This is a genomic window from Sorangium sp. So ce693 (assembly GCF_051521375.1).
Lineage (GTDB): Bacteria > Myxococcota_A > Polyangia > Polyangiales > Polyangiaceae > Sorangium > Sorangium atrum.
In genome coordinates, this window is the sequence record NZ_CP150347.1 from 10,715,370 (window position 1) to 10,727,500 (window position 12,131).

Annotated in this window: 7 protein-coding genes and 2 rRNA genes (1 of these 9 only partly in view); 7 read left to right on the plus strand and 2 right to left on the minus strand. The window is 70.3% G+C overall.

Annotated features, from left to right (window positions below; all coding sequences use genetic code 11):
- Positions 1-404 precede the first annotated feature (404 nt).
- From leuS to WMF14_RS39990, 7 genes are all read left to right on the plus strand, one after another.
- Positions 405-2,969 (plus strand): leucine--tRNA ligase, encoded by a 2,565-nt coding sequence (leuS, locus tag WMF14_RS39960; RefSeq protein ID WP_437795117.1) that lies wholly within the window; start codon positions 405-407, stop codon positions 2,967-2,969.
- 312 nt (positions 2,970-3,281) lie between these two features.
- On the plus strand, positions 3,282-4,403 hold the full coding sequence (locus tag WMF14_RS39965) for a trypsin-like serine protease (protein ID WP_437795119.1): 1,122 nt from the start codon (positions 3,282-3,284) through the stop codon (positions 4,401-4,403).
- A 61-nt stretch (positions 4,404-4,464) separates the two neighbouring features.
- Positions 4,465-5,079 carry a penicillin-binding protein activator LpoB gene (locus WMF14_RS39970; RefSeq protein ID WP_437795121.1) on the plus strand — a complete coding sequence of 205 codons (615 nt, stop codon included), beginning with the start codon at positions 4,465-4,467 and terminating at the stop codon, positions 5,077-5,079.
- A complete protein-coding gene (locus WMF14_RS39975; protein WP_437795123.1) occupies positions 5,079-6,455 on the plus strand; it encodes a hypothetical protein in 1,377 nt (458 codons plus the stop codon). The genes WMF14_RS39970 and WMF14_RS39975 overlap by 1 nt, the downstream gene beginning before the upstream one ends.
- Positions 6,456-6,514: 59 nt before the next feature.
- Positions 6,515-7,042, plus strand: coding sequence for a peptidylprolyl isomerase (locus tag WMF14_RS39980; RefSeq protein ID WP_272102685.1), 528 nt, complete (start codon positions 6,515-6,517; stop codon positions 7,040-7,042).
- Between the two features lie 87 nt (positions 7,043-7,129).
- Entirely contained in the window at positions 7,130-9,793 is a 2,664-nt protein-coding gene (locus WMF14_RS39985) for an MGH1-like glycoside hydrolase domain-containing protein (protein WP_437795126.1), read from the plus strand.
- A 63-nt stretch (positions 9,794-9,856) separates the two neighbouring features.
- Entirely contained in the window at positions 9,857-10,684 is an 828-nt protein-coding gene (locus WMF14_RS39990) for a hypothetical protein (protein ID WP_437795128.1), read from the plus strand.
- Positions 10,685-11,308: 624 nt separating this feature from the next.
- On the opposite strand, the gene rrf is transcribed toward WMF14_RS39990, so the two are convergent.
- Positions 11,309-11,425: ribosomal RNA gene (rrf, locus tag WMF14_RS39995) — 5S ribosomal RNA — on the minus strand.
- Between the two features lie 129 nt (positions 11,426-11,554).
- A 23S ribosomal RNA gene (locus tag WMF14_RS40000) occupies positions 11,555-12,131 on the minus strand (it continues 2,430 nt past the right edge of the window).

Genomic DNA, 12,131 nt, shown 5'->3' on the forward strand with positions numbered 1-12,131 from the left:
CGTCAGCGCTGACGCCACGCGCGCCTCACGGGACGACACCGCCCGTCGCGGACGCAGGACAGCGACGCCAGGGGTGCGCGCCTCCGGTCGGCTCGGTGAAGAGCGAGCTCGTCCCGCCGCCGAGGCGCTCACGAGGCGCGCGCTCCTCCACCAGCGCCAGCGGCGCGCAGGGGCACGCACGCCGCTCCGGAGCGCGCGGGTGGCTCCGGAGCGCGCGGCGGAGCGCGCGGTCGGCCCTCTCGGGCGCGGGCGTCTCCGACGGCAGAGCTCGGACCGAGGCGCTGTCCACGCTTCTCGGGAACTCTCGACATGGCCGCGGCGCGCCGCGGACGGGCATGCCGCTCCCGCCGGGGCGCAGGCTTCTGCCGCCGCGGGGCGGCTGTCGACCGCGGCAGCGCAGTGCTATGGCACGTCGCGATATGGCCGCCGAGACGATGGACCCCCGCGCCTCCACCGAACCTTCTCCCAACGAGCCGCGTGAGCCCGCGCGCTACGATCATGCCGCCGTCGAGCCGCGCTGGCAGCGCGCGTGGGAGGAAGGCGAGACGTTCCGCGCCGTCCGCAGCGCGGACCCCGCCCGCGCGAAGCGCTACGTGCTCGACATGTTCCCCTATCCGTCGGGGGCGGGGCTGCACGTCGGCCACCCCGAGGGGTACACGGCGACCGACATCATGTCCCGCTACTTCCGCATGCGCGGGATCGACGTGCTGCACGTCATGGGCTGGGACGCCTTCGGGCTGCCGGCGGAGCAGCACGCGCTCGAGACCGGCACGCACCCGGCCGACACGACGGCGCGGAACATCGCGACCTTCAAGCGCCAGCTCAAGATGCTGGGCTTCAGCTACGACTGGTCGCGAGAGCTCTCCACGACCGATCCGCGCTACGTGCGCTGGACGCAGTGGATCTTCCTCCAGCTCTTCAAGAACGGGCTCGCGTACCAGGATGAGGTGAGCGTCAACTGGTGCCCGGCGCTCGGGACCGTCCTTGCGAACGAGGAGGTAATCGACGGCAAGAGCGAGCGCGGCTCGCACCCGGTCTACCGGACGCCGCTCAGGCAATGGATGCTCCGCATCACCGCCTACGCCGACCGCCTGGCGGAGGATCTCCGCCTCCTCGACTGGCCTGAAGGGACGGTGGCGATGCAGCGCTCCTGGATCGGCCGCTCGGAGGGGGCGCTCATCACGTTCGAGGTCAAGGGATGGGGCAAGGGCTCGCTGAGCGTGTTCACGACCCGCCCCGACACGCTGATGGGCGTCACCTACGTCGTGCTCGCGCCCGAGCACCCGCTCACGACATGGCTCACGAGCGCCGAGAGCGGCGCGTCCGAGCAGCGCCGCGAGGCGGTGCGCACGTACGTCGCGGCCGCGGCGGGCAAGAGCGATCGCGAGCGGCTCGCCGCGGCGGCGAGGGAGAAGACCGGCGTCGACACCGGCCTCGTCGCCGTCCACCCCATCACGGGCGTGGAGGTGCCGATCTGGGTCGCCGACTACGTGCTCGGCGGCTACGGCACCGGCGCCGTGATGGCGGTGCCAGGGCACGACGAGCGCGACTTCTCCTTCGCCCGCACCTACGGGCTGCCCATCGTCGAGGTCGTGAGCCCCGACGGCACCCTGCACGACCAGCTCGAGGCCGCCTACGTCGACCCGGGCGTCGCGGTCCGGAGCGGCGAGTTCGACGGGCTCGCGACGGAGGAGTGCAAGCGCGCGGTCATCGCGCGCCTCGAGGCGCTCGGGCGAGGCAAGCGCGAGGTGAACTACAAGCTGCGCGACTGGGTCTTCTCGCGCCAGCGCTACTGGGGCGAGCCGATCCCGATCTACTTCCCCGTCGAGCTCGCCGATCCGCAGGGCGATCCCAGGAAGGGCGCCGCGCACACGATCCGCTACGATCAGCCGATCGCGGTCGACGAGGCCAGCCTCCCGATCGAGCTGCCGCCGCTCGCCGACTTCCGCCCTGGCAACGACCCTGCGGGCCCGCTGGCGCGCGCCGTCGACTGGCGCTTCTTTCAGCAGGACGGCAAGTGGTACGCGCGCGAGACGAACACGATGCCGCAGTGGGCGGGCTCGTGCTGGTACTACCTTCGCTTCCTCGATCCGCAGAACGACGCGGAGCCGTTCTCGCAGGCCGCGTATGACGCGTGGATGCCCGTCGACCTCTACGTCGGCGGCGCGGAGCACGGCGTGCTGCACCTCCTCTACGCGCGCTTCTGGCACAAGGCGCTCTACGACCTCGGCCATGTGAAGCACCCCGAGCCCTTCGCGAAGCTCGTCCACCAGGGGATGATCCTCGGCGAGGACAACGAGAAGATGTCGAAGTCGCGGGGCAACGTGATCAACCCCGACGACATCGTGCGGGTCCACGGCGCCGACGTGCTGCGGCTGTACGAGATGTTCATGGGCCCGCTCGAGGCGGTGAAGCCGTGGCAATCGGCGCAGATCCAGGGGGTGGTCCGGTTCCGGGACCGCGTATTCGCGACCTGCACGCGGCCGCTCTCGGACGCGATGGACGACGCGACGAGCCGGCAGCTCCACAGGACGATCAAGAAGGTGACCGGCGACATCGAGGCGATGGCGTTCAACACCGCCATCTCCGCGATGATGGTCTTCGTGAATCACCTGAGCTCGCTGCCTTCGCCGCCGCGCGAGGCGGTCCTCCGGCTGATCCTCCTCGTCTCCCCCTTCGCGCCGCACCTCGCGGAGGAGCTGTGGCGGCTCACCGGCCACGAGCGCTCGCTCAGCTATGAGCCATGGCCCACGTACGACGAGGCCTTCTGCGTCGACGACGTCCTGGAGATCCCGGTGCAGGTGAACGGCAAGGTCCGCGGTCGCGTGATGCTGGCGAAGGCGGCATCGGAGGAAGAGGCACGAGCCGCCGCGCTCGGCCTGGAGAGCGTTGCCGCCCTCGCCGCCGGCAAGCAGCTGAAGAAGTTCATCTACGTCGCGGGGAAGATCGTGAACATCGTGGTCGGCTGACGCTCGGGCGCCGCCGGGAGAGGGTGAACGCTCGCAGCGCGGCGACGTCGCGAACGGACGCGCGCGACACCAGCGCGAGGGAGGTGTTCCCGGAGCGCGAGGCCGCGCGCCCGCGCCGCCTCCTCACCGAAGCTTTGAGCTCGGTTGACGACAGGGTCGGGCGCTCGGCTGTACATGAGCCCGACCGGCGCGCTGACCGCATCCCGCACCACAGCGCAGCGGCGTGGCTCCGCCGGCGGTCGAGCCTCCTCGGAAGCAACCCTCTCCTCCCTCGGGGAGCGCGGCGGTGCACAGCCCAGGCTGGCAGGTGCCGTGCAATGGCGGCTGGCCGTGTGCCGGAACAGCACCGCATGGCGTACCCGAGCTGGATGCCTCCTCGCCGCCGCGCTGGCGGGCTGCGCTGGAGACGCGGACGAAGCTGACCTGCACGAGGAGGACGCGGCCGAGGCCGCGCTGGAGATCAAGGGAGGTTATCCAGACGCTGGAGATCGCGCGATCGCCGGGCTCCTCATCACCGATCGCCGAGGGCGCGTCGCGCGGACCTGCTCGAGCACCGTGATCGCGCCCAACCTGGTGCTCACCGCGCAGCACTGCATCGCGGAGGCTCCCAAGCTCATTGCCTGCAAGACGGCGACGTTCGGTGAGCCGGTCGATGCCTCGCAGGTCTACGCCACGCTCGGCGGGGCCCTGTGGGCCGCCGACACGCCGTGGATCGGCGCGCGCGCGCTGCTCAGCCCGCCCGACGGCAACGCCGTCTGCGGGCGCGACATCGCGCTCGTCGTGCTGTCTTCCCCGCTCGGCGGCAGCGAGGTCACGCCGCTCGCGCCTCGCCTCGATCGGCCGCCCGAGGAGAGCGAGGTCTACTCGGCGGTGGGCTTCGGCGACACGGAGGGCAGATCGCGCGGCGGCGGCGTCCGCAGGCGCCGCGATGGGCTCCACGTCGAGTGCGTGGGGTACGGGTGTGGAACGCAGGAGCGCGTCACAGGAGGCGAGTGGCGCGGCGAGAACGGCATCTGCAGCGGCGACTCGGGCGGACCGGCGCTCGACGTCGCGGGGCGGATCATCGGCGTGACGTCGCGCGGGCCAGCCGGCTGCGCCGACCCCATCTATGGTGGGCTGATCGCCCATCGCGACTGGATCGTCACCGAGGCGAGGCGCGCCGCTGACGTCGGCGACTACGACCCGCCCTGGTGGGCGACGGCGTCGGACTCCGCGGAGCGCTTGCCCTCGCGCCGGCCGCTCGACGAGCGCTGGCTCTCGTGCGCGTACGGCCCCGTCGTCGGCGACGACAGCGGGGCCCCAGCGGCGCGCGCGCTGCTCGCGCTGCTCGCGCTGCTCGCGCTGAAGCGAGCCAGGACGTCGGCGCTGCTGACATGCCGCGCGCGGCGTGCACGCGGCGCGCGCGCGGCGTCGCAGAGCACGATTTCCGCCTGATCGAAGCTCCAGCGCACACCTCGCCTGCTAGGATGCGGGCGTCCTGCCCTGCGGAGTGTCCATGCCCATTTCGCCCATCATCCGTCCGGCCGCGCTGCTCGCGGCGCTCACGCTCGCCGCGCTTCCCATCGGCTGCGGCCCCACCTACGTGCGCGGCAATCAGGTCGAGGGGCTCGACGACGCGGCGATGAGCACGGGGATCGACAGGCGCGACATCGAGCAGCTCCTCCACGAGAACCTGACGTCGCTGATGGCCTCTCCGGTGGCCAAGGCGTGGGCGCACGACGGCTCGCGGCCCACGCTCGCCATCTATCCGCTGTCGAACCAGACGAGCGAGCACATCGACAGCCAGCTTCAGGCGCTCCTCTCCGATGTCGAGACGTACCTGGCTCAGGCGAGCCTCGTCACCGTGGTGAGCGTCGAGCGCCAGCAGCAGATGGTCGCGGAGGTCGAGAAGCAGCACGGCGGCGGGTTCGATCCGAGCCACATCGCCGAGTACAACCGCCAGCTCGGCGCGAAGTACTACCTCACCGGCAAGGTCTTCACCGCCGATGAGCGCACCGAGGACGAGCGCCGCGTCCAGTACTTCATGTTCATGCAGCTCATCGAGGTCGCCACGAGCGCGGTGGCCTGGCAGAACAGGGCGGCCTTCACCAAGGCGCTCATCCAGGAGTGATGCGCCGGCGGCACGCGGGCCTCGCGGGGCGCAAGCGTGCGGCCCTGGCTCCTCTCGCGCTGCTCCTCGGCCTCTGGCAGGCCGCCTGCGGCGGACATGAAGATCGCGTGCGCACCGCGCTCCAGGCGCTCGATCGCGGCGCTCCCGCCGAGGCGGTGGCCGCGCTGAACGAGCAGCTCGAGGTCGAGACGGCGGCCCAGCTCCCGGCGCTCCGGGGCGACAACGCGCTCCTCCTGCTCGACCGCGGCAACATCCTCCTCAGCATGGACAGCTACCGGCTGTCCGCGCGCGATCTCGGCGCCGCGGACAAGTCGATCGACCTGCTCGACATGTCCCGCGGGGCCGCCCACGATCTCGGCAAATACCTCTTCTCGGACGACGTGGGCCCGTACAAGGCGCCCGCCTACGAGAAACTGCTCATCAACACGATCAACATGATGAACTACCTGGCGCAGCGCGACCTCAGCGGGGCCAGGGTCGAGGCTCGTCGCCTCGCGGTCATGCAGAGATACCTGCGCGATCACGAGGGCGAGACGGCGCTCCTCGGCCTCGGCAGCTACCTCGCCGGCCTCGCCTTCGAGAAGAGCAGCCAGGCTGACGAGGCGCTCCTCCACTACGACGACGCCCTCCGCCACGGGTCGTATCCGTCGCTCCGCCGCCCGCTCCGCGCGCTCACGCGCGGCGAGCCGAGATCGCCCCGCATCGCCGCGTTGATCGAGGGCGAGGCCCCGCCGCCGCCCCTCGACGAGACCGGCGAGGCCGAGCTCATCGTCGTCGTCGGGTTCGGGCGCGTCCCGCAGAAGGTGCCGCAGCGCCTCCCGATCGGCCTCGCGCTCACGCTCGTTGCCAACGACCTCAGCCCGACGGATCGCGCGCGGGCGAGCGAGCTCGCGGCGAAGGGGCTCGTGACCTGGGTCAACTACCCGACGCTCGCGCGCGGCAAGGGCGGCTATTCGATTCCGACGCTGAAGCTGGATGGGCGCTCGCAGCCGATGGAGCAGGCGCTCGACGTCGAGGCGCAGGTGCGCGCGGCCTGGAAGAAGAACGAGGGGACCGTCATCCTGTCGGCCATCACGAGGACCCTCGCCCGCATCGCGGCCGGCGAGGCCGCGCAGGGCGCCACCGAGGCTGCTGCGGAGGACTCCGGGCCGCTGGGCCTGCTCGTCGGCCTGCTGACGAGCGCGACGCTGACCGCGCTCGACACGCCGGACACGCGCGGATGGTCGACGCTCCCCGCGCGCATCGCGATCGCGCGGACCCGCGTCCGCGCGGGCACGCACGACGTGGTCGTCGGCGTCCGCGGCGAGTCGCGGCGCGCCCGGGTGAGCGTGGCCGCCGGCGGGTGGGCCTTCGTCCCGGTGATGGTGCTCCGCTGAGCGACGCGCGCGGACGCGAGGGTTGCGGGCGCACCCCTCCCGCGGCAGTCTCCGCGCCGATGCGTAGCCCTCCTCTCCGCGCCGTGCTGGTCCACGCGCTCTCGGCGTGCTCTCCCCTCGCGCTCCTCTGCGCGACCGCCTGCGGGACGCTCGCCACCTCGCCCTCCTGGGTCGGCGGCGGCCTCGCGGTCTCCGCGCCGATCCGGGCAGCCGAGGAGGACGCCGCGATCGAGCGGGAGCGCGCCGTGATCGCGAGTCAGCCCAAGCAGATCGGCGCGCGGCATCTCCTCGTCATGCACGAGGGCTCGAAGAGCAAGCCCGAGGGCCTCCGCCGTACGCGCGCCGAGGCGCACGCGCGCGCGCAGGAGGCGCTCCTCAAGATCCGCGGCGGGGCGAGCTTCGAGGAGGTGGTCGCGGAGTACAGCGACGAGCCGGGCGCCGCCGAGCGCGGCGGGGATCTCGGGGTGTTCGAGCGCGGCATGATGGTGAAGGGCTTCTCCGACGCCGCCTTCGCGTTGAAGATCGGCGAGGTGAGCGAGATCGTCGAGACGCCGTTCGGCTTCCACATCATCAAGCGCACCGAGTAGCGCCCGCTCCAGCACTCCAGCGCTCCAGCTCACCGCGCGCCGGCCGCGGGCTCGACGCCTCGGCCTTCGTCGCCTAGCGTGGCGCGCATGACGAGGACCGTCCGCGCTGCGCCGACCGCTGAGCACCGCCGCCTCGAGGAAGAGCGCGAGCGCCTCCTGCGCTGGAAGCACTGGGGCCCCTACCTCTCCGAGCGGGCCTGGGGGACGGTGCGCGAGGACTACAGCGCGAACGGGGACGCGTGGGCGCACTTCCCTCACGACCATGCCCGGAGCCGCGCCTATCGCTGGAACGAGGACGGGCTCGGCGGCATCTGCGACCGACACCAGATCTTGTGTCTCGCCGTCGCCGTCTGGAACGAGCGGGATCCGATCCTGAAGGAGCGGGCCTTCGGCCTGACCGGGCCGGAGGGCAACCATGGCGAGGACGTCAAGGAGATCTACTACTACGAAGACGCGACGCCGACCTCCAGCTACCTGCGTTACCTCTACCGGTACCCGCAGCGGCCGTTCCCCTACGAGGCGCTCGTCGCCGCCGCGCGCGACCGCGGCCTCTCGGAGGGTGAGGTCGATCTCCCCGATCTCGGCGCCTTCGACGGGGATCGTTACTTCGACGTCTTCGTCGAGTACGCGAAGCGGAGCCCGAGCGACATCCTGATGGTCATCACCGTGGTGAACCGCGGCCCGGAGGCCGCGCCGATCCACGTGCTCCCGCACCTCTGGTTCCGCAACACGTGGTCCTGGAGCGAGCCTCCGGGTTCGGTCCCGGAGATCCGGGCCATGGAGACCGACCCCGGTCATGTGATGCTGCGCGCGGCGCACCCCGAGCACGGCGCGCATCACCTGTACATCGAGGGCAGCCCGGAGCTGCTCTTCACCAACAACGAGACGAACCGCGAGCGGCTCTATGGCGCCCCTTCGCGGACACCGTACGTCAAGGACGCGTTCCATCACCGGGTCGTCCACGGCGACGAGGCGCGGGTGAACGCCGAGCGCCGCGGCACGAAGGCGGCGAGCTGGCATCGCCTCGAGGTGCCGGCCGGCGAGAGCCGGCGGATCCTGCTCCGGCTCGCGCCCGAGCCGGTGGAGTGCCCCTTCGACGGCGCGGACGAGCTCCTCGAAGCGCGGCGCAGGGAAGCGGACGAGTACTATCTCGCCGTCCAGGGCCCTGCCCTGTCCGACGATCGCCGCGCCATCCAGCGTCAGGCGGCGGCGGGGCTGTTCTGGACGATGCAGTTCTACCACTACGACGTCGACACCTGGCTCCGCGGCGACGCGTACGCGCCGCCGCCCGAGCGGCTGAGCGGCCGAAACGCCCACTGGCGGCACGTCTCCGTCGCCGATGTCCTCTCCATGCCCGACGCGTGGGAGTACCCCTGGTTCGCGGCCTGGGATCTCGCCTTCCACGCGGTCGCGCTGGCCTCGCTCGACATCGACCTCGCGAAGGCCCAGCTCAAGATGATGGTCAAGGAGTGGTACCAGCACCCGAACGGGCAGCTGCCTGCCTACGAGTGGGAGTTCTCGGATCTGAACCCCCCCGTGCATGCCTGGGCGACCTACCAGATCTACAAGATCGAGCGGAAGCAGCGGGGCGAGGGCGATCGGGTGTTCCTGGAGCGGGTGTTCCACAAGCTCCTCATCAACTTCGCCTGGTGGGTCAACAAGCGCGACGCCGAGGGGCACAACGTCTTCGAGGGCGGGTTCCTCGGCCTCGACAACATCTCGCTCTTCGATCGCAGCGAGCGGCTCGCCCCTGGGATGCGCCTGGAGCAGGCGGACGCCACGGCGTGGATGGCGATGTACTGCCTCGACCTCATGCGCATCGCGCTGGAGCTCGCGCTCGACAACTCCGCGTACGAGGATCTCGCCAGCAAGTTCTTCGAGCACTTCCTGCGGATCGCGCACGCGCTCCACCACACGGCGGACGGCCGGCTGCCGCTCTGGTCCGAGGAGGACGGCTTCTACTTCGACATCCTCTTTGCCGGAGGGAAGCCGCGGCACGTCAAGATCCGATCGGCGGTCGGCCTCATCCCGCTCTGCGCGGTGCACGTCATCACCCCGGAGATCTACGGCAAGCTCGCGAACTTCCGGCGCCGGACCGAGTGGTTCCTCGGCAGAAACCCCGCGCTGGCCGAGGCGATCACCGTACGTCCAGACGGCCGCCAGGTGCTCTCCGCCGTGCCGCCGGGGCGCCTCGAGCGGGTGCTCGCGCACCTGTTCGACGAGGACAAGTTCCTCTCGCCGTTCGGCCCGCGCTCGCTCTCCAAGGAGCACGCGGCCGCGCCCGTCTCGCTCGGGCTCGAGCCCTGCGATGCGCAGTACAAGGTCGACTACGAGCCGGGCGAGTCGATCACGCGCATGAAGGGCGGCAACTCCAACTGGCGCGGCCCGATCTGGTTCCCGCTCGGCTATTTGCTCTACCGCTCGCTCCTCCGGCTCGACCACGGCTTCGGGGACGTGCCCACGATCCCGTCGCTCGGCGGCCACGGCCCTCGCACGCTCCGCGACGGAGCGCACGAGATCGCGCGCCGGCTGATCGCGATCTTCGAGCGTGACCGCGAGGGGCGCCGCCCTGTTTACGGCGAGCACCCCCTCTTCCAGCGCGATCCTCGATTCCGAGATCGCCTGTTTTTCTTCGAGTACTTCCACGGCGACACCGGCGCTGGGCTCGGGGCCTCACACCAGACCGGCTGGACTGCCCTCGTGGGCGACCTGATCCTACGCACGGAACGGCACACCCCCCCACGTTCGTAGCGCACCCCACAGAGCGTTCGGCTCATCACCGGTTCGAGCCGGATCCGTGCTAGGAGGGCGCCTGTGTCGCTGGCGTTCGGCGTCTCGCTCCTCGCGTTGGCCGTCGTGCTGGGCGGCATTGCGGCGGTGTTCCGTCACCGGAGTGAGGGCGCGATGTCTGCGTTGCGGACGTTCGCCCTCGTCGGTGCGGCGTCGATCGCGCTGCTTCATCTGCTCCCGGAGGCGATCGGCGAGATCGGCTGGCTCGCGTTGTTCGCCGCGGTGGCTGGCTTCCTCGCGCCGGCGGTGCTGGAGCGCCTCGTGCTCGGGGACGCTGGGGGTCACCAGACGCCGACGACGGCGCTCGCGATGGGGTATGCCGCGGTGCTCGCGCACCAGTTCGGCGAGGGCGCGGCGGTGGCGTCGCTCTCACGCGTTGGACAGCTCTCGCTCCCTGTCGTGCTCGTGATCGCTGCGCACACGGTGCCGCTCGCCATGGTGGTGGCCATTCAGGTCCTCGAGGTGAGAGCCGATGCGGGCGGCAAGCGCGCCATGAGCGCTGCGCTCGCGGGCATTGCGCTCGCCACGGTGGTTGGCGCCTTCGCGACGCGGCTTGTCGACGTGGAGCACTTCGAGGCGATCGAGCCCTGGTTGCTCTCCGCGGTGGCGGGCCTCCTCTTGCACGCGCTCTCCCACGAGGCGGTCGCCAGCGGCCCAGCGACATCCGTGAGCCGCGCCGGCGAAGCCATGGGCGGCCTGCTCGGCCTCTTCCTGGCCACAATCGGGATCGACGAGGAGGAATGGGTGCAAAAGATCCCGTTCGCTCTCCAGATCGCCGCCCTGTCCGTCCTCGCGGGCCTCATCCTCCTGCGCAGCTACGGCCCGAGGCGAGCCGCCGAGCGCCCGCACTGACGGCCCTCGCGGCACATACATCCCGACGCCGCCGCAACGAAGCCGTCCTGACGAACCGTAGGCCCCCGGCGAAAATGGCCGTCGGGCGGCGTGGCGAGGGCTGATGTCTCAGCCTGCTCCCAACGAAGCCGTCCTGACGAACCGCAGGCCCCGGCGAGGGTGCTCGTCGGGCAGCGTGGCGAGGGCTGATGTCTCAGCCTGCTCCCAACGAAGCCGTCCTGACGAACCGTAGGCTCCCGGCGAGGGGGCTCGTCGGGCAGCGTGGCGAGGGCTGATCTGAGCCTGCTCCCAACGAAGCCGTCCTGACGAACCGTAGGCTCCCGGCGAGGGGGCTCGTCAGGCGGCGTGGCGATGGCTGATGTCTGAGCCCGATCGACGTTCTGTCGCCGGCGTGCACAGCGCGCCGGAGACAGAACGTCCCAGGCGAGTTCAGCCCTCGCTGCGCCGCCCGACGAGCACCCTCGCCGGGGGCCGATCAGCCCGGAACGCGCCTCGCGCAGCGGCCGACGTCCCTGACGAGGCCTCACTGCGGCCAGGACGCCGCAACGCGCATCCGGAGTTCGAAGCACAATGGACAAAAAAAAACCTGCGCACGGCTCTCACCGTGCGCAGGTTCGAAGAAAATCCCGGCGGCGTCCTACTCTCCCACCAGGTTGCCCTGGCAGTACCATCGGCTCCAAGAAGCTTAACTTCCGAGTTCGGTATGGGATCGGGTGTGACCTTCTCGATATCACCACCGGAAACTTGTGGGTGCGTCCAATCGGAACCCGACGGAGCCCGCTTCTCGCGACGCTCTACGCCAGGCCAGCTGTGTCACGCTGCTCGTCACCCGAACTCCGGGCGCGACGCTTCGATGTTTGCCTTAGAAGTATGGTCAAGCCGCACGACCTATTAGTACCGGTTAGCTCCGCCGATTGCTCGGCTTCCACACCCGGCCTATCAACCTCGTGGTCTACAAGGGGTCTTTAGGGGCCTTGCGGCCCGGGACACCTAGTCTTGAGGCCGGCTTCCCGCTTAGATGCTTTCAGCGGTTATCCGTTCCGTACATGGCTACCCGGCTATGCCCTTGGCAGGACAACCGGAACACCAGAGGTACGTCCACCCAGGTCCTCTCGTACTATGGGCAGCTCCTCTCAAGTGTCCTACGCCCACGGCAGATAGGGACCAAACTGTCTCACGACGTTTTAAACCCAGCTCGCGTACCGCTTTAATCGGCGAACAGCCGAACCCTTGGGACCTGCTCCAGCCCCAGGATGCGATGGGCCGACATCGAGGTGCCAAACCGCGCCGCCGATATGAACTCTCAGGCGCGATCAGCCTGTTATCCCCAGAGTACCTTTTATCCGATGAGCGATGGCCCTTCCATACAGAACCACCGGATCACTAACGCCTGCTTTCGCACCTGTTCGACCTGTCGGTCTCACAGTTAAGCTCCCTTGTGCGTTTG

Coding starts and splice junctions, on each gene's coding strand:
- leuS (WP_437795117.1), top strand. CDS start 405: ATGGCACGTCGCGATATGGCCGCCGAGACGATGGACCCCCGCGCCTCC.
- WMF14_RS39970 (WP_437795121.1), top strand. CDS start 4,465: ATGCCCATTTCGCCCATCATCCGTCCGGCCGCGCTGCTCGCGGCGCTC.
- WMF14_RS39975 (WP_437795123.1), top strand. CDS start 5,079: ATGCGCCGGCGGCACGCGGGCCTCGCGGGGCGCAAGCGTGCGGCCCTG.
- WMF14_RS39980 (WP_272102685.1), top strand. CDS start 6,515: ATGCGTAGCCCTCCTCTCCGCGCCGTGCTGGTCCACGCGCTCTCGGCG.
- WMF14_RS39985 (WP_437795126.1), top strand. CDS start 7,130: ATGACGAGGACCGTCCGCGCTGCGCCGACCGCTGAGCACCGCCGCCTC.